The organism is Sulfitobacter sp. (genome assembly GCF_041552635.1).
In the GTDB taxonomy this organism is placed as follows: Bacteria; Pseudomonadota; Alphaproteobacteria; order Rhodobacterales; family Rhodobacteraceae; genus Sulfitobacter.
Genome location: NZ_JBFEKM010000022.1, coordinates 16,724 through 34,815, shown reverse-complemented (window position 1 = coordinate 34,815; position 18,092 = coordinate 16,724). Strand labels below are relative to the sequence as shown.

Genomic DNA, 18,092 nt, shown 5'->3' with positions numbered 1-18,092 from the left:
GCAAGGTCACGCGCTGCCGCTTTGGCGCGCTGGCCAAGGTCACCGACAAGGGTTGCGATGTTCATCTGCTCAGGCTCTGTGCTCATGTCGTTCATAGTCATTATTCCTTCATTGCTTTGCAGGTCTTGCGCCAGTGATTGCTGCGCTGGCCCTGTCGCGGGCCGCCTGCTTGGTCTAACTGGTCGCTATCTTGCGCGGGGCATCTGCGGCGTGATCGCGCGGGGCATCTGTGGCGTGATCGCGCGGGGCATCTGCGGCGTGATCGCGCGGCCGCCACCTTGGCCTGCGGCTGGCCCAACATCTGGGACCAAGAATGTCGCTTTTGAACTATGACACATAGGTGCCCGACATCCTGCGGCAAGGGGTGCGCGGGATTTGCGCGGGTGGTTTTCACAGTTGTCTAGATGACGCGGACCTGCGGCGCACGCCTTGTCGTATCCGGTCATATTCAAGTTCATTTTCGGTCCCTTCCGCCGTGGCTGACAATGCGCAGGATCGGCGCGCAGTCCACAAGGCGTTGCCCGTCCGGATTGTCCGGCTGAGCAGTCTTTTTCATCGGGTCCGCCCCAAGGCATCTGGACGCTGCGGTGCAGCGACCTATTTGCATTCACATGACGGTTTCATGTTATAGCAACCCGAATCGATTGAACGGACAGTGCTATAGGTCAGCGTCACCAAACGCAAACCAACGAAGCATAGTCCATTTAAATCAAAGAGATATAGGAGACACATGATGTCAAAGAAGAAGAAGATAGTTGTCAAAATCGGATCTAGTCTGCTTGCAAATAGCGATAAACTTACCCTGCGCTATGCTTTTATGAACGGCTTGCTAAGCGATTTGGCGCAGCTTCAGAAAGAAGGTCATGACATTATTCTGACCTCTTCGGGGTCCGTTGCTTTGGGTCTGAACATGATCGGAAAACGCCCCGAAGATGCGGGCATTCTGGACAAGCAAGCCGCAGCAGCCTGTGGCCAACCGTTGCTTATGAACGCCTACCGGCAGGTTGCGTCCGAATACGATCTGGACGTTGCGCAGATGCTGGTGACTGTCGGGGATATGGAAGAACGTCGGCGGTTTTTGAACATCAAAAACACGATGCTGCGCTTGTTCGAAAGCGACATTTTGCCGATCATCAACGAGAACGATTCAATCGCGACGCATGACTTGCGCGTGGGTGATAATGACCGCCTTTCGGCCAAGGTTGCACAGATGATCAACGCCGATCTGCTGATCATTCTAACCAGTGTCGAGGGCCTGTATGACCGTGATCCGGCAGAACCCGGTGCGCAGTTTATCTCGGAAATCGAAGATGTGAGCGAACATCTTGAATCGACCACAGGCATCAGCGCATTGGGCAGTGGCGGTATGTTGACCAAAATGCAGGCTGCAAATATGGCGCAGAACGCTGGTGTTGAAACCATCATCGCCGATGGCATCATCGAACGCCCCGTGTCGTCGGTGCTGAACAATGAACGCCGCTTTACGCGCTGCCTTGTCACGGGTGAAACCCTGTCGCCTCTCAAGGTCTGGCTCAGCAACCGGCTGAAGGTGTCGGGCACGCTTGTGGTTCCCAAAGCAGTGGCCGTCGCAGTGGCCGAAGGCAGTTGCGGGATCAGCCGCAGCGACATCATTTCGATCCAAGGCGATTTCACCAAGGGCGATGTTCTGCATGTCTATGATGAAGAAGGCACTGAAATTGCCCGCGGTCTGACGAACTTTTCGTCCGAGGAAACGATGTTGATGGCCCGCAATCTGGACACACCGGTCGAAGACGTGATCGGTTACAAGACCAAGGCCGATGTCATCGCCCGGGAAAACATCCTTGTCCTTGAGGACAACCACCTGCTGCTGGACGCCCCCGAGGATGACCAAAAGATCGTCGCCCCCGTCTAGGCGTATATGTCAGCTTGGCCTGTCCCGCCGTCTTGCGGGGATGGCCAAGCCTATTGGCCTTTGAAGGCCGGTCAGCTTTCTAAGAAATCGACCTGCCCAGCTGCTTGCGCCCCGCCATATTCCCATGGCAGGGCGGCTGGATTACACTCGTTCAAGGGCGAGTGCGATGCCCTGTCCGACGCCGATGCACATGGTCGACAAGGACCGCTTGCCACCGTTCAACGACAGCTCAAGTGCTGCCGACCCGCTGATCCGCGCACCCGACATACCCAAAGGATGGCCCAACGCAATCGCACCACCATTGGGGTTCACGCGGGGGTCATCATCGGCAATCCCAAGGGCGCGCAACGTGGCAAGACCCTGGCTGGCAAAGGCTTCGTTCAATTCGATCACGTCGAAATCGGTTTGGCTTAGTCCCAGACGCGCCATAAGTTTTTGCGACGCAGGTGCCGGACCGAACCCCATGATGCGCGGGGCCACGCCAGCCGTTGCACCGCCCAAGATGCGCGCAATCGGCGTCAGACCGTATTTCGCCGCCGCCTCAGCCGACGCAATGATCAGCGCTGCGGCACCATCATTCACACCCGATGCGTTGCCCGCTGTGACGGTCCCGTCTTTGCGGAAGGGCGTTGGCAATTTCGCGAGTTGTTCCAGTGACGTCGCGCGCAGATGCTCATCCGCGTCAAACACCGTATCGTCCCCACGCCGCTGCGGGATGGTGACCGCAGTGATCTCTTTGGCCAAGCGTCCGCTGGACTGCGCCTCGCCCGCCTTTGTCTGGCTGCGCAGGGCAAAGGCGTCCTGATCAGCACGGCTGATGTTGAAATCTTCCGCAACGTTTTCGCCGGTTTCGGGCATCGATTCCACGCCGTATTGCGCTTTCATCAGCGGGTTCACAAAACGCCAGCCGATGGTGGTGTCATAGATTTCCGCGTTACGCGAATAGGCACTGGTGGCCTTGGGCATAACGAACGGCGCGCGGCTCATGCTTTCCACTCCGCCTGCGATCATCAGATCGGATTCGCCCGCCTTGATCGCCCGCGCGGCAGCGATGATCGCGTCCATGCCGGACCCGCAAAGCCGGTTGATGGTGGTGCCTGTCACCGCTTCGGGCAGGCCCGCCAGCAGCGCCGACATGCGCGCCACGTTGCGGTTGTCTTCGCCCGCCTGATTGGCGCAACCATAGATCACGTCGTCCACGGCTTCCCAATCGACATTCGGATTGCGCGCCATCAAGGCCCGCATCGGGATCGCACCCAGATCATCTGCGCGCACGGTGGCAAGCGTGCCGCCAAAGCGCCCGATCGGGGTGCGGATATAGTCACAAATAAAAGCGTCTGCCATGGGTTTTTCCTTACAATTCCGGGGTGATCAGGTCGGCAACCGGATCCGTGATATGAAGCGTAGCTTCGGTCAAATTCTGCAAATCTTCCAGCGAAATCTGCGGCAGTTTTTCGCGCAGGACGAAACGTCCTTGTTCGATATCGACCACAGCAAGGCTGGTATAGACGCGGGTCACACAGGCCAGACCCGTCAGCGGAAAGGCGCATTTTTCGACCAGTTTCGGGGCACCGTCCTTGGTGACGTGGTCCGTAATCACGGCGACACGTTTGGCCCCATGGACCAGATCCATGGCACCGCCCACCGCTGGCACGCCCTTGGCACCGACACGCCAATTGGCCAGATCTCCGTTCTGCGCGACCTGATAGGCCCCCAGAATAGCCACGTCCAGATGCCCGCCCCGCACCATGCCAAAGCTATCAGCGTGGTGAAAGAACGACGCGCCGGGGTTCAGCGTGACCGCGCGTTTGCCCGCATTGATCAGATCCCAGTCTTCCTCCCCGGCAGCCGGGGACGGGCCAAAGCCCAGGATACCGTTTTCGGTGTGAAAGATCGCCTGACGACCTTCGGGCTGATATTGCGCGACTTTCTCGGGAAATCCGATGCCAAGGTTAACATAGGCCCCGTCCTGAATATCTTGCGCCGCGCGCCATGCGATTTGCGCGTTCGAGAGTTTATAATCGGTCATGGGTACACAGCCTCCGCACGGATCAGCAGCTCTTCTTGCTGCGGGTCGGGAATTTCGATGATCTGGTCCACAAACAGACCGGGTGTGATGACATGTTCGGGGTCAATCGCCCCGGCCTCGACGATCTGGCTGGCTTGCACGATGGTCACCGCGGCGGCGGCACACATCAGCGGGCTGAAATTGCGGGCGGTTTTGTTATAGGTCAGGTTGCCGTGACGGTCGGCTTGCTCGGCCTTGATCAACGCAAAATCCGCCTTGAGCCAGCGTTCCTGCAGATAGGTGCGCCCGTCAAAATCGCAGGTCGGTTTGCCGATGGCCAGTTCCGTACCCACCCCCGTCGGCGTGTAAAACCCCGGGATGCCCGCACCGGCAGCGCGAATGCGTTCGGCCAAAGTCCCCTGCGGCACCAGTTCAAGCTCGATCTCTCCGGCAAGGTATTTTTCATTGAATGCACGCGGATCAGACGACCGCGGGAACGAGCAGATCATTTTGGCCACAAGCCCCGCGTCGATCATCGCGGCAATGCCGATGCGGCCGTTTCCTGCGTTATTGTTGATCACGGTCAGGCCCTTGGCACCGTGGTCAATCAGCGCGTGGATCAGTTCGATCGGGGCACCTGCGCCGCCGAACCCACCGATCATGACCACCGCCCCGTCGGGGATTTGTGCAACCGCAGCAGCCGCACTTGGGATCGTCTTGTCCATCTCGTTCTCCTGTTTTGCAAAGGGGTAAGGGTGCCTGCCCTCGACAGCAAACAGATTTGTGCGATATATGCTATTTGTTGACATAGCGCACAAAAGAGGGTCGCAGATGGAAAGCAAAGACATCATGAGCAGCCTTGCCAAAGGTCTGGCCACGATCGAGACATTCACCGCAGACAGCCCGCGCCAATCCATCGCCCAAGTCGCCGCAGCCAGCGGGTTGGACCGCGCCACGGCACGCCGCTGTTTGCTGACCCTCGCGCATCTGGGGTTTGCCGATTACGACGGAAAATTCTTTACGCTGACGCCCCGCATCATGCGCTTGGGGACGGCCTGCCTTGCCACAATGCCCTTGCCGCAGATCGTGCAACCCTTGTTGGATCGGCTGTCAGACGAATTGGGCCAAAGCACATCCGTGTCGATCCTTGATGGTGACGAAATTATCTATATTGCGCGCGCCGCACAGCGCAAAGTCATGTCAATTTCCCTGACGCCCGGATCGCGCCTGCCGGCCTATTGCACGTCAATGGGGCGGGTGATGTTGTCTGCACTGCCCCATGATCAGATTAACAGCATGGTTCTTGCTGACAGCGCGGGCCTTACTGACAGCACGGGCCTTGCCGCGCGCACGCCCAACACGATCACCGATGCGGCAGCGCTTTTGACCGAACTGGCACGGGTCCGCGACCAAGGTTACGCGGTGATCGACCAAGAGGTCGAACTGGGCCTGATTTCAATCGCGGTGCCAATATATGACGCGCGCGGGCGGGTTGTGGCCGCGCTCAATATCGGGCTGTCGTCACATCACGCCGACGCCGGGCAACTTGCCGCGTTGTATCTGGACAAGCTGACGGCGATCCAGTCAGAGCTGCGCAAAATGCTGCTTTAGCAGTGCTTGCCCTTGCACGTCCCCACACGTGCATCCGCGGCATCAGGCAGCAAACACCCGCGCCTCTAGGTTTGATGCGCGGCACCGCCACAGGCGTGTGCGGCAAGAATAGTCGCTACAGCACGGATGACCCGTTTTTCGATGTCGTCGCACGGAAAGCAACACACGCCAAGCTGCACGCGGATGATCCCGAGCCCTTCGAGCAAAGCTAGGAAGTCTTCTGCAATATCAGGGGCATCCGCGCCACTAGATACAAGCTGCTGTTCCTGCGCGCGCCGGAAAATCTGGCTGATGTTTTCCAGTGTTTTCGCATGGGCCGCATGGTAGAAAAGCCGCCCAACCTCGGGGTTGTCGCGCGCTTCTTCATGGATCAACCGTACAAATTGCACGGTATCCGGCAGGTTCAGGAAGCTGAGCAGCCTGGTACCAAACTCGCTCAGTGCTGTTCGCAGATCACAAAGCGATCTGATTTGCGGCGGGGTGTCGGCAGTGAATCGCATCACCTCGGCTTCGGCGACCGATTTCAGGACATCGTTCATATTCGCAAAATTGCGGTACAGCGTCGCCTTGGACACAGCCGCCTCTTTGACCAGCATATCGGTCGAGACTTTTTCAAAACCATGTTTGAAAAACAATCCGCGCGCTGCGGTCAAAATGCGTATCCGAGAGGTGTTTGTGGTCATATTTTACACTTAGCGCCCGCGCATCCAAAAGAGAAGTACCGCACAGTACTCTTTTGACTTGCCTTCCCTCCGAAGCCCGGTAAGTACCGAACAGTACTCTAAATGGATTCCCGATATGAAACGCTTTGCCGCCTTTGCGATCTTCCTGTCCGTCGCCACCCCGCTGGCGGCACAACAAACAGCTGATCTGACCCCTTCGGGGGACCCTGCCCCCCTGCGCGCGGTCAAGCTGATCAAGGCAGGCGGCGACACGGCACAGCTGGAGCGGACTTTCTTTGGACAGGTTGCGGCGCTGGAAACCGTTGATCTGTCCTTTGAGGTTGGCGGACGGCTGACGATGTTTGACGCGCAAGAAGGTCAGTTTGTCGAAAGCGGCGTGCAAATCGCAGCGCTTGAGAAGGCTGGTTTTGAACGCGCCGTTGAACGGGCGGAACTGGAACTGGCGCAGGCCGAACGCGCCTTGTCGCGGGCGCAAACCCTTGCCCAGTCCAATGCAGGGTCGGAAACGCAGGCGGAAAACGCGCTGACTGCACGTGATCTGGCCGCCGTGTCCCTCCGCGAGGCGCGCGACGCCTTGGCTGACGCGGTGCTGGTCGCACCGTTCAAGGCGCTGGTTGCCTCTCGGTTGACGCCGAATTTCTCGAATGTGACGCCCGGCCAGCCGATTGTGCGGCTGCATGACATGTCCGAAGTCCGCGTCGAAATCAATGTGCCCGAACGCCTGTTCCAAAGCCGCGGCAGCGCTGACGCCATCGCCTTTTTCGGCAGATCCCCACTGTTTGCGGGCGAAGTCCCCTTGCAATTGCGCGAATTCAACGCAGAAACCCAAAGCATCGGCCAAAGCTACCGCGTCACCTTTGCCCTGCCCCAAGCTGAAGTGCCCGCCGCCATTATTCCCGGGGCGTCGATGACCGTGGTTGCGCGGTTCGGCGGGCCCGGTGACACCCAAATGGTTCTGCCCCCCTCTGCCGTGGAAATGACCGGCGATGCGGCGCAGGTCATGGTCTATACACCTGCGGGCAACGGCGCTGATGACGGTGAGACCGGCACGGTGTCGTGGCTGCCCGTCGATATATCTTCCGCCAATGGCACACAGATCATCGTCAGCGGGCTTGACCCCGAAACATTAATCGTCGCGGCAGGTATCCAGCTTTTGCACGAGGGCGATGTCGTGCGGCCCTTTCTTGGCCTAAGCACGGAATAACATCATGAAAATCGCACGCTTTTCGATTGAATATCCCCTCTACACTTGGATCTTCATGCTTTTTGCGCTGTTTGGCGGATTGTTTGGCTATCAGTCTGTGGGCAAGCTGGAAGACCCCACCTTTACGGTGAAATCATCCCTTGTGATCACCGCCTATCCCGGTGCCACCGCCGCCGAAGTCGCGACCGAGGTTTCCGAGGTGCTCGAGGCCGAAATCCAGCAGATGGATGAGGTCAAAACCGTCACTTCGCGGAATACCCAAGGCATGTCGGTGATCGAGGTCGAAGTCGAAGACCGCTTTGACGGTGACGCATTGCCGCAAATATGGGACGATCTGCGCGACCGCGTGACGGATGCGCGCAGCGCTTTGCCAGGCGGGGCCAGACCGTCGATCGTCAACGATGATTTTGGCGATGTGTTCGGCATTCTTTACGCGGTTTCGGCACCGGGGTATTCCGATGCCGAAATATGGGACATCGCCACCTTTATGCGCCGTGATTTGTTGACGGTGGACGGGGTCGCCAATGTCGACATCAGCGGCCTGCCCGAAGAGGCAATTTTTGTTGAGCCGTCATCGCAGATCGTATCATCGCTGGGGATCGACCCGACGGTGATCATCAGCGCGATCAATACTGCTACCGCGATCAACCCCACAGGGTTTGTCACCAACGGCAGCGCAAACCTGCGCATCGAAGGCCCCTCGGCAGAAGATAGCGTACGCGAGATCAGCGGTTTGACCTTCGGGTTTAAGGGCGAAGTGCTGAACCTGCTGGATTTCGCAGATGTCAGCCGCGCCCGCGTCGATGCGCCCGACCACATCCTGCGCCACAATGGCCAAGAGGTATTTACCCTTGGCGTATCAGGCCAGCTGTCGGAAAATATCGTCACTGTCGGCAAACGGGTCGAGGCGGCGTTAAAGGAGCTTGACGCGTTTCTTCCCCTCGGGGTCACGATCACGCCGATCTATGAACAACACCGCGTCGTGGACGAGGCCAACAGCAGTTTCATGGTGTCGCTCGCGCTGTCCGTCGGGGTGGTGATTGCCGTGCTCGCCTTGTTCATGGGGCCAAGGGCGGCGATCGTGGTGGGTGTGTCGCTGTTGCTGACGGTCACCGCGACGTTCTTTTTCATGTATCTGTTCGAGGTCAAAGTCGAACGGATCAGTCTGGGGGCCTTGATCATCGCGATGGGGATGCTGGTGGATAATGCCATCGTCATCGCCGAAGGGATGCAGCAGGAAATGCGCAAAGGGCGTACATCGGTCGACGCTGCTGATTCGGCGGCGCAAAAGACGCAAATCCCGTTGCTGGGGGCCACAATCATCGGGATCATGGCCTTTGCAGGTATCGGATTGTCACCGGATGCCACGGGCGAATTCATGTTTTCGCTCTTCGCCGTGATCAGCATTTCACTGCTGTTATCATGGATTGTTTCGGTGACCGTGACGCCGTTGCTGGGCCATTACATGTTCAAAACCGGCGGGCTTGCGGATGATGACAGCGGCTATAACGGGCCGGTGTTCCGCGCCTACGGCAGTCTGGTACGCGGGGCGCTGAAACTGCGTTGGCTGGTGATTGCGGGGCTGATCGGAACGACAGTGGCATGTGTGATGGCCTTCGGGCAGGTCAAACAGCAGTTCTTTCCCCCTGCCACGACGCCCCTGTTCTATTTGGAATACAAAGCCGCCCAAGGCACCGCCATTCAAAAGGTATCGTCGGATCTGAAAGCTGTCGAAGGCTGGCTTTTGGCCCGCGACGATGTGGCCGCGGTCACCACGACCATCGGTCAGGGCCTGACGCGCTTTATCCTAACCTATAATCCCCCCATCACGGACAGTTCCTTTGGCCAGCTTGTGATCCGCGCCACGTCTCCCGAGGCAATCCCGGCCCTGCGCGCCGATCTGGATCAGTTCACCGTCAAAGCACTGCCATGGGCGGAACTTCAAAGCAAACGCATCATCTATGGCCCGCCTGTCACCTCGGACATCGCCGTGCGGTTTTCCGGCCCAGACACAACCGTGTTGCGCGCGCTTGCCGTCAAGGCCAAAGCAATCTTGCGCGATACGACGCCCTTGCTGCACAGCGAACATCAGGATTGGCGTGAACCCGAGATCGTCACCCGCCCGATATATGCCACAGACCGCGCCCAGGCGGCCGGGATCGGGCGCAGTGACGTGGCCAATGCCATTGCGCTGGCCACCAATGGGATTTCGGCTGGCACCTACCGTGAACGCGATCGCCTGATCGACATCATCGTGCGCACCCCGCGCGCAGAGACCGCGCGGGGCGGCCACCTGCTGGACCAGATCGTCTATTCCAACGCCATCGGAGGCTATCTGCCGCTGAGCCAAGTGATCGACGGTTTTGCCGTGATTTCCGAAGATGCGGTGATTGAACGGCGCAACCGGGTTCAGACCATCACCGTGCAAGCAAATGTGATCGACGGCGTCACCCCGCCGTCTGTGTTCCCCCTGATCCGCCCCCTGATCGAGGCGATTGATCTGCCTGCGGGCTATAGCCTTGAATGGGGCGGTGAATTCGAAAGCGCTGGCGAAGCACAGGCATCGCTGGGGCGGCAGATGCCGATGGCTTTTGGTACCATGCTGTTGATCACCATTTTGCTGTTCGGCAAGCTGCGCCAGACGGCGGTGATCTGGACGATCGTGCCCATGGCAATTAACGGCGTGGCCCTTGGGTTGCTGTTCTCGGGCATCGCTTTCAGCTTTACCGCGATGCTGGGGCTGCTGTCGCTGTCGGGCATGTTGATCAAGAACGGCATTGTTCTGGTCGAAGAAATCGACGCCCAAAAAGACGAAGGTTTACCGCAGGATCAGGCCATCATCACGGCCAGCGTCAGCCGTTTGCGCCCTGTTGTGCTGGCTGCTGTGACAACGATCTTAGGGATGTTGCCGCTGCTGTCTGACGGGTTCTTTGCCGCGATGGCTGTGACGATCATGGGCGGTCTGGGCTTTGCGTCGGTCCTGACGTTGATCGGTGTGCCGGTGCTGTACCATACCTATCTGCGCAAAGAACGGTTGTCTGATCAACGCGCAGGCCGGTCGGCAAAGAAGACCCCCGCCCCGGCCTAACGGGAGCATCTGAACGCAAAAACGCGCAGGCGGGTCAGGCCTGCGCGTCTGGATCACTGGGCCGATGTCTTAGGCGTCAGAAGCTTCTGCATGATATTGCGCCAAAATCGCGACCTCATCGCGCGAACCCAGAATGACCGGCACGCGCTGGTGCGGCGCTTGCGGGGCGACCTCAAGTATCGGGCCCGTGCCCGTCGATGCACCGCCGCCTGCACTTTCGATGATCATCGCCATCGGGTTGGCCTCGTACATCAGGCGCAGCTTGCCGCCGGCCTTTTGGTTGTTGCTGTCTGCGGGGTACATAAATACGCCGCCGCGGATCAGGATGCGGTGGATGTCAGCCACCATCGACGCGGTCCAGCGCATGTTGAACGACCGCCCACGTGGGCCTTCCTTGCCCGCGACACATTCATCAACATAGCGTTTGACCGGCGCGTGCCAATACCGCGCCCGCGAGGTGTTGATCGCGTATTCCGATGTCTCGGCGGGTACGGTCATTTTGGGGTGCGTCAGGCAGAATTCACCAGTATCAGGCTGGCAGCTGAAACCGGCGACCTCGTCGCCTTGGGTGATGACAAGCATCGTTGACGGCCCATAAACCGCATAGCCCGCGCAGATCTGGTTACGCCCGGCGTGCAGCACATTGCGATCGCCGTCGGCCTGTACCTGCATCACCGAAAAGATCGACCCCACCGACAGGTTCACGTCCAGATTGGACGACCCGTCCAGCGGATCGAAATACAGCAGGTAATCCCCGATCTTGGGTTCTTTCAACCACGTGACCTCTTCGACCTCTTCGGACACCAGCGCCGCCAGACGCGGGCTGTTGGCGCATTCGCGCTCGAACACGTCATTGGCCATAATATCGAGCGTCTTTTGCGTTTCGCCCTGCACGTTGGTTTGGCCGGCCGACCCAAGGTTCCCTTCGAATGCACCGCTGCGCACCAGACCGGCAATCGCGCGTGACGCTGTCGCGATGTCTTCGAGCAGGAAAATCAGATCGGGGTCATAGGCGTTTTGCATCAGATAGCTGCGCATCGAGAGAGCGGTCATTCTATTTCCTTAAATTCAACGGTGCCGGAATTTGGCCAATCATTCCCATCTTGAATAAAGCCACGTGGCCGTGGCCGCAAGCGACCCGTGGCCTAGACCACAGCGCGGCGCGCCGCCTTACGGGTCATGTAAAGCCGGTTAGAGAAGGCCAGCACGAATACCGCCGTCAGGATCAGCACGATCGTGGGGGCCGGTGCGCTATCAAGGAAAAAGCTAAGGTAAGTGCCTGCCAACATCGACAAGGTGCAGACCAAGACCGACACGATCAGCATCGGGCCAAAGCTGCGCACCACCAGAAATGCAATCGCCCCCGGTGTGACAAGCAGCGCCACAGCAAGGATCAGCCCCGTCGCCGTTAGCGTCGCCACGATGGTCAGCGACAGCACCGCCAGCAACCCATAATGAAGCAGCCCCGTGCGCAGCCCACTGGCCTGTGCTTGGGCAGGGTCAAACGCATGCAGCAGCAGATCTTTCCATTTCAGCACCAGAAACCCGGTGACGAAAACGGAAATAATACCTGCCGTCCATAGGTCCTGCGGGCCGACCCCCAGCATGTTCCCGAACAAGATATGATCCAGATGCTGGTTCGTGGTGATCGAGGTGTACATGATGATCCCCATCCCGAACATCCCCGAGAACACGACCCCCATCACCGTGTCCTGCTTGATCCGGCTGTTATAACTTAGATACCCTGTCAGCAGCGCGCAGGACATACCGGCGGCGAAAGCGCCGATAATTAACGGAATACCGGTGATCCAGGCCAACACCACGCCGGGCAGCACCGCGTGGCTGACGGCGTCGCCCATCAGCGCCCAGCCTTTCAGCACCAGAAAACACGACAAAAGCGCCGTGGGCGGTGCGACCAGCAGAACGATCCAAAAGGCGTTCTGCATGAAGGGAAACTGGAACGGAAACAGCAGCGTGTCGATCATGGCGTGTGTCCCTCGCGCAAGGCCAGCAAGGCGTCTGCGGCCTTGCGCCTTGCCGCCAGCACGCCGTGCTTGGGGGCAAAGACAAAAGCCAATAAAAAGATGGTGGTTTGCAACGTGACGATCACGCCGCCCGTGGCACCGTCCAGAAAATAGCTGGCATAGGCGCCCAAGAACCCCGTCAGCGTGCCAATCAGCACCGACACGACGATCAGGCGCGGAAAGCGGTCGCACAGCAGATAGGCCGTGGCCCCCGGTGTCACGACCATGGCGATCACAAGGAAAGCGCCAACTGTCATCATCGCGGCCACAACGGCGGCGGACAGCAACACGAAAAAGATCGCTTTCAGCAGGTCAGGCTTTAGCCCGATAGAACGCGCGTGGTTTTCATCAAAGAACGTAACCATCAAGTCCTTCCACTTGAGCAGCAAAACCGTCATGCAGACCACGCCAATGATCGTCAGCTGTATGATGTCCTGCGGGGCGATGGCCAGAATATTGCCCATGATGATCGTCTGGATGCTGACCGACATCGGCGACAGCGACACCATGAACAGGCCCAGCCCGAAGAACGACGTAAAGATGATCCCGATGATGACGTCGATCTTTAACCCTGACCGTCCCGACAGAAACAACATCGCCCCTGCCGCCAGCCCCCCCGCCAGAAACGCCCCAAGCGCAAAGGGCAGACCCAGCATATAGGCCCCCGCCACCCCCGGCACGACCGAGTGGCTTAGCGCGTCCCCGATCAGCGACCAGCCTTTCAGCATCAAATAACACGACAAAAACGCGCAGACGGCACCGACCATAGCCGACACCCACATGGCGTTGAACATGTAACCATAGCCAAAAGGTTCGAGCAGAATGTCGATCATTTCTCGGCCTCGTCCGACACAAGGCGTTCGCCGTAATGTACAAAGGGGCGTTCGTCATCGGTGATGATGCGCACTTCGCGGCCATCGTCATCGTCATGCAGATCGCTACCGCCAAGGGTAAAGTGGCGCAGCACACCGCCAAAGGCGTTTTCGAGGTTTTCATGGGTAAAGACGGTTTCCGTCGGGCCATAGGCCAGAACGGTGCCTTTGACCAAAACAGTGCGGTCGCAAAATTCGGGGACCGATCCCAGATTGTGGGTCGACACCAGCATCACACGGCCTTCGTCGCGCAATTCGCGCAGCAGGCCGATGATCTGTTCCTCGGTTTTGACGTCAACGCCGGTAAAGGGTTCGTCCAGCAAAATCACGCGGCCATCTTGCGCCAAGGCGCGGGCCAGAAACACGCGTTTGCGCTGGCCGCCGGACAGTTCTCCGATTTGGCGGTGGCGGAATTCGGTCATGTTCACGCGGCGCAACGCCTCGTCCACCGCGGCGTGATCAGATGCCTTGGGGCGGCGCAGAAACCCCATGTGGCCATAGCGGCCCATCATCACAACGTCTTGCACCAACACGGGAAAGGCCCAATCGACTTCCTCGGACTGCGGCACATAGGCCACCAGATTTTCGCGCAGCGCCTCACGAACGGTCTTGCCCAGCAGCGTGATCTCGCCCTGCGCGGCGGGAACAAAGCCCATGATCGCCTTGAACAAGGTCGACTTGCCGGCACCATTGACCCCGACCAAAGCCGTGATCGTGCCGCGCGGGATTTCGAAACTGGCGTCGTATAATGCCGTGTGCCCGTTGCGATAGGTGACGGTGACGTTCTGGGCCGCTATCCCGCTGTCTTGGGCTGCAAAATGTTCGGCTTGTTGCATTGCTTCAGCGTTTTTCATGCACGTATCCAGTCATTTAAGGTTCTCGGACAGCCCGTCCGCCACAGTCTGCGCCGTAACGCGCAACAGGTCCAGATAGCTGGGCACCGGCCCGTCAGCAGTGCTAAGGCTGTCAACGTAGAGCACCCCGCCAAAGACCGCGCCGGTTTCACGTGCGATCTGTTTTGCAGGTGACGTGTTGACCGTGCTTTCACAAAACACCACCGGAATATCGTTGGCGCGGACCTGGTCGATGACCTTGCGGACCTGCTGCGGCGTGCCGGTCTGGTCGGCATTCATCGGCCAGAGGTACAGTTCTTTCATGCCAAAATCCCGCGCCAGATAGCTGAACGCACCTTCACAGGTCACCAGCCAGCGCTTGTCCTCGGGGATTGTAGCGATGCGTTCGCGCAGTGGGGTGATGGTGTCGCGGATCTGCTTTTTATAGGCATCTGCATTGGCTAGATAGGTCGCAGCATTTTCAGGATCATACAACACAAACGCCGACGCAATATTGTCCACATAGACCAGCGCATTGGCCAACCCCATCCACGCATGCGGGTTCGGCATGCCCTCGTAACCGCCCTCGGCGATGGAAATCGGATCAACCCCGTCGCTCAGGGTCACAGACGGTATGTCGCCCAGATTGGACAGAAATTGTTCGAACCACAACTCAAGGTTCATGCCGTTCCACAAGATCAGATCCGCATCGACCGCAGCGACGATGTCGCGCGGCGTCGGGGAATAGCCATGAATTTCGGCCCCCGGTTTGGTGATCGACACGACCGTTGCGGCGTCGCCGGCCACTTGTCTGGCCATATCCGCCAATACGGTAAAGGTCGTCACAACCTTGAAATCAGCAGCCCAAGCAGGGGCCACCAGCAGAACTGCTGCGGTTAATGTACCAAAAAAGGATCGTTTCATCGCATTTCCTCTACTGCCCAAAACTCGGCTATGATTTCTTAATGCGAATAAGTCGCAAAAGTCAAACATGCAAATGAGAATAGATCGCAAAAACTTGCAGGCAAGGGCAAAGACGCTTAAAGAGAAGTCGACAACAGAATGGTGAACGCTTTGAACGATGATCTCGACTACAAGCAGATATTGCGCGACGCAGGTCTGCGGGTCACGCCACAACGCGCGTCGATCCTAACGGTTCTGTCCGAAGCGGACGATCATCCCAATGTCGAAGACCTGTATGAAAAGACCCGCGCATTGGACGATACCGTGTCGGTCGCGACGGTCTATCGTACGATGTCGGTGCTGGAAAATGCCGGACTGGTGCGTAAACTGATGCTGGACGACGCCCCTGCCCGCTATGAAATGATGCCGCACACCGATCATGACCATCTGGTCGATGTGGAAAGCGGCGAACTGATCGAAATCCCCGGCACTGAAATCGCCGACCTGATGGGCCGCGTCGCAGCAGAGCTGGGATACGAGATCATCAGCCATCACACCGTGATCCGGGCGCGCAAAACCTAGGCTTTGGGACTGTCCACCAATGACCGCACCATGGCCGCCGCCCCCACTGCCACGGTCCGCACCAGCACGTCTTCGGGGATATCGCGGCTAAGCCAGTCGCGCATCGGTCCGAAGGCCGACAAGAACACCATCAGGTTCGCCATAATATCCAACCGCGTGTCATCTGCATCAAGGTCAAGACGCAGGCTCAGTTGATCGGCAAGGTCTTTCATCACCGCAAATTCGCGCATGTGCAGCGCCTTGCGATCAACCGATTGCATATGTGGCACGCTGCGATAGGCCAGCAACGTGCCCTGACGCTTTTTGGCCCAGCTTTCGCGCAGGTATTCTTCCAAGGCCGCCTCAAGCGATAGGGATTGATCCAACAGGATCACGGGCAGCGTCGGGACATCTTCGCGAAACCACAGCTGGTTCAGCAGTCGGCGCAGGATATCATTCTTGTTGGCGATATAATCGTAAATGCTTGCCTGATTAACGCCGGATTTTGCGCAGATGTCACGGATGGTTGTCGCGGCAAAGCCTTTCTCGAGGAACAGATCGAGGGCGGCATCGCAAATCTGTTCCCGCCGGCTGTGAATCAGCGATTTGTTCTGGACATTCGTGATGTCGGCCTCAGCCAGAAATTGGTGCCGCAGGGCTTGCAGACGCTGGCCGTCATGAGGCGGGAGACTTGTATCAGGCATTCACAGTTCCTTTTCTGCGTAAAACCTAGCGTCTTTCGATATGTGAAACAACCGCCAAGCCATGCTTGGTACGGAACGAAAAACCCCCGCCTGCAGGATACACAGGCGGGGGTGACTTTAGGTTTAATCTTGGCAGGGCCGTCTTATTATTCGAGACCAAGCGCCACAAAGCGCGGATCACCCGCCCGCCGTACAAGCAGCAAAAGCGATTTGCGCCCGGCGTCCCGCGCCGATGTCACGCTGTCCTCAAGATCGGCAAAGGTCATGACGCTTTGTTGCCCCGCTTCGGTGATGATATCCCCGACGCGCAGACCTTTTTCAAAGGCCTCTGACAGTTCGTCCACTTCGGTCACGGCAAGACCTGTGGTCGCAGCATCCGCCCCAAGTTCAGTGCGCAGGTCATCGGTCAAGGGCGTCAAGGACAGCCCCAGCATCGACTGCGTCACGGGCCCTTCGGGGGTGCCTTCATCGGCGGGGTCTTCGTCAGATGTCTCAGGCGCTTCGGCGTCTTCACGACGGCCCAAGGTCACTTTCAACGTCTGGGATTTTCCATCGCGCAGAATGGTCACACGCACGGCAGCGCCAACGGCGCTGTTGCCAACCTGACGCACCAACCCGCGTGTGTCTTCGACCTCGACACCGGCAAAGCTCATGATGATATCGCCGGTCAACAGGCCTGCTTCTTTCGCGGGGCCTTCGGGGACATCGGTGACCAGCGCGCCGGTTGCAGATGCCAAGCCCATGGCGTCAGCCACGTCTTGGGTTACGTCCTGAATGCGTACGCCCAGCCAACCACGGCGGGTTTCGCCAAATTCCTTCAACTGGTCAACGACCCGCGTCACCACATTAGAGGCCATCGAAAAGCCGATGCCGATAGATCCGCCGTTGGGCGACAAGATCGCGGTATTCACGCCGATCACAGTGCCGTCCATATTGAACAACGGCCCACCGGAATTGCCCCGGTTGATCGCGGCATCGGTCTGGATGTAGTCGTCATAGGTCCCCGACAAGGCGCGGTTACGGGCGGACACGATGCCGGCGCTAACCGAAAAACCCTGTCCCAGCGGGTTGCCCATCGCGATGACCCAATCACCGACACGCGCAGCGTTGCTATCGCCAAAGCTCACGAAAGGCAGCGGTGTCGCCGCTTCGACTTTCAGAAGGGCGATGTCTGTGTTCGCGTCTGTACCAACCACGGTCGCCTTCAGCTCTTCTCCTGAAAAGAATTCGATGGTGATCTCGTCCGCACCCTCGATGACGTGGTTATTCGTCACCACATAGCCGTCTTCCGAAATGACAAAGCCCGACCCAAGTGCAGATGATTTACGCGGTGCGGGCGCTTCTCCGTTGTTGTTGCGGTCTTGGAATTCTTTGAAAAAGTCTTCAAAAGGCGACCCTTCGGGCACGATACCACGCGGTCCGGTGCGCCCTTCGACCGTGGTCGAAGTGGTGATATTCACCACCGACGGGCTGATCTTTTCCGCCAAAGGTGCCAGGCTTTCCGGCTTGGCATAAGACATCACGGCCTGCAGCATCACAAAGGCGATCGCCAGCAGTCCCATCAAAAGCAGTTTGATCTGCGGCGTCATTGCATTGGTTTTCGTCAGAGATACTGCCTTACGCTGCATTCATCGTCTCCTGATCATGGACGGGGCAGAATGCCCCATGTGTTCGCGCACCAGAGTGCATCCGCAAGCGCGGTGCTGC

At 58.5% G+C, this 18,092-nt stretch carries 17 protein-coding genes; 5 read left to right on the top strand and 12 right to left on the bottom strand.

Annotated features, from left to right (window positions below; translation table 11 throughout):
- Positions 1-185: 185 nt before the first annotated feature.
- The gene (locus ABYT07_RS04295) at positions 186-458 is read right to left on the bottom strand and encodes a hypothetical protein (RefSeq protein ID WP_372989719.1); all 273 of its coding nucleotides are present in this window, start codon (positions 456-458) and stop codon (positions 186-188) included.
- A 275-nt stretch (positions 459-733) separates the two neighbouring features.
- Between ABYT07_RS04295 and proB the strand changes: the two genes are divergently transcribed.
- Positions 734-1,894 (top strand): glutamate 5-kinase, encoded by a 1,161-nt coding sequence (proB, locus tag ABYT07_RS04290; protein ID WP_372989717.1) that lies wholly within the window; start codon positions 734-736, stop codon positions 1,892-1,894.
- A gap of 141 nt (positions 1,895-2,035) precedes the next feature.
- On the opposite strand, the gene pcaF is transcribed toward proB, so the two are convergent.
- From pcaF to ABYT07_RS04275, 3 genes are read right to left on the bottom strand one after another with little or no spacing between them, the layout of a single operon-like run.
- Entirely contained in the window at positions 2,036-3,238 is a 1,203-nt protein-coding gene (gene pcaF, locus ABYT07_RS04285; protein ID WP_372989715.1) for a 3-oxoadipyl-CoA thiolase, read from the bottom strand.
- A 10-nt stretch (positions 3,239-3,248) separates the two neighbouring features.
- The gene (locus ABYT07_RS04280) at positions 3,249-3,923 is read right to left on the bottom strand and encodes a CoA transferase subunit B (RefSeq protein ID WP_372989714.1); all 675 of its coding nucleotides are present in this window, start codon (positions 3,921-3,923) and stop codon (positions 3,249-3,251) included.
- The gene (locus ABYT07_RS04275) at positions 3,920-4,627 is read right to left on the bottom strand and encodes a 3-oxoacid CoA-transferase subunit A (protein WP_372989713.1); all 708 of its coding nucleotides are present in this window, start codon (positions 4,625-4,627) and stop codon (positions 3,920-3,922) included. Before ABYT07_RS04275 ends, ABYT07_RS04280 begins: the two co-directional genes overlap by 4 nt.
- Positions 4,628-4,733: 106 nt before the next feature.
- Between ABYT07_RS04275 and ABYT07_RS04270 the strand changes: the two genes are divergently transcribed.
- Positions 4,734-5,513, top strand: a complete 780-nt coding sequence (locus ABYT07_RS04270; protein ID WP_372989712.1) for an IclR family transcriptional regulator C-terminal domain-containing protein — start codon at positions 4,734-4,736, stop codon at positions 5,511-5,513.
- Between the two features lie 65 nt (positions 5,514-5,578).
- On the opposite strand, the gene ABYT07_RS04265 is transcribed toward ABYT07_RS04270, so the two are convergent.
- Positions 5,579-6,196 (bottom strand): TetR/AcrR family transcriptional regulator, encoded by a 618-nt coding sequence (locus ABYT07_RS04265; protein WP_372989711.1) that lies wholly within the window; start codon positions 6,194-6,196, stop codon positions 5,579-5,581.
- 115 nt (positions 6,197-6,311) lie between these two features.
- On the opposite strand from ABYT07_RS04265, the gene ABYT07_RS04260 reads away from it, so the two are divergent.
- Together ABYT07_RS04260 and ABYT07_RS04255 are read left to right on the top strand one after the other, a co-directional pair.
- Positions 6,312-7,400, top strand: coding sequence for an efflux RND transporter periplasmic adaptor subunit (locus tag ABYT07_RS04260; protein WP_372989710.1), 1,089 nt, complete (start codon positions 6,312-6,314; stop codon positions 7,398-7,400).
- A gap of 4 nt (positions 7,401-7,404) precedes the next feature.
- Entirely contained in the window at positions 7,405-10,488 is a 3,084-nt protein-coding gene (locus ABYT07_RS04255; RefSeq protein WP_372989709.1) for an efflux RND transporter permease subunit, read from the top strand.
- 69 nt (positions 10,489-10,557) lie between these two features.
- Here the strand turns inward: ABYT07_RS04255 and ABYT07_RS04250 are convergent, their stop codons facing one another.
- From ABYT07_RS04250 to ABYT07_RS04230, 5 genes are all read right to left on the bottom strand, one after another.
- Entirely contained in the window at positions 10,558-11,541 is a 984-nt protein-coding gene (locus ABYT07_RS04250) for a class 1 fructose-bisphosphatase (protein WP_372989708.1), read from the bottom strand.
- Positions 11,542-11,633: 92 nt separating this feature from the next.
- Positions 11,634-12,473 carry a metal ABC transporter permease gene (locus ABYT07_RS04245; protein WP_372989707.1) on the bottom strand — a complete coding sequence of 280 codons (840 nt, stop codon included), beginning with the start codon at positions 12,471-12,473 and terminating at the stop codon, positions 11,634-11,636.
- On the bottom strand, positions 12,470-13,345 hold the full coding sequence (locus ABYT07_RS04240; RefSeq protein WP_372989705.1) for a metal ABC transporter permease: 876 nt from the start codon (positions 13,343-13,345) through the stop codon (positions 12,470-12,472). The genes ABYT07_RS04245 and ABYT07_RS04240 overlap by 4 nt, the downstream gene beginning before the upstream one ends.
- Positions 13,342-14,238 carry a manganese/iron ABC transporter ATP-binding protein gene (locus ABYT07_RS04235; RefSeq protein WP_372989704.1) on the bottom strand — a complete coding sequence of 299 codons (897 nt, stop codon included), beginning with the start codon at positions 14,236-14,238 and terminating at the stop codon, positions 13,342-13,344. Before ABYT07_RS04235 ends, ABYT07_RS04240 begins: the two co-directional genes overlap by 4 nt.
- Before the next feature lie 12 nt (positions 14,239-14,250).
- Positions 14,251-15,141, bottom strand: coding sequence for a metal ABC transporter substrate-binding protein (locus tag ABYT07_RS04230; protein WP_372989703.1), 891 nt, complete (start codon positions 15,139-15,141; stop codon positions 14,251-14,253).
- Positions 15,142-15,282: 141 nt separating this feature from the next.
- Between ABYT07_RS04230 and ABYT07_RS04225 the strand changes: the two genes are divergently transcribed.
- Complete coding sequence (locus ABYT07_RS04225; protein ID WP_372989721.1) at positions 15,283-15,702, top strand: Fur family transcriptional regulator; 420 nt, start codon at positions 15,283-15,285, stop codon at positions 15,700-15,702.
- Here the strand turns inward: ABYT07_RS04225 and ABYT07_RS04220 are convergent.
- Together ABYT07_RS04220 and ABYT07_RS04215 are read right to left on the bottom strand one after the other, a co-directional pair.
- A complete protein-coding gene (locus ABYT07_RS04220) occupies positions 15,699-16,385 on the bottom strand; it encodes a TetR/AcrR family transcriptional regulator (protein WP_372989702.1) in 687 nt (228 codons plus the stop codon). The genes ABYT07_RS04225 and ABYT07_RS04220 overlap by 4 nt on opposite strands.
- A 146-nt stretch (positions 16,386-16,531) precedes the next feature.
- Complete coding sequence (locus ABYT07_RS04215) at positions 16,532-18,013, bottom strand: Do family serine endopeptidase (protein ID WP_372989700.1); 1,482 nt, start codon at positions 18,011-18,013, stop codon at positions 16,532-16,534.
- Positions 18,014-18,092: the final 79 nt, after the last annotated feature.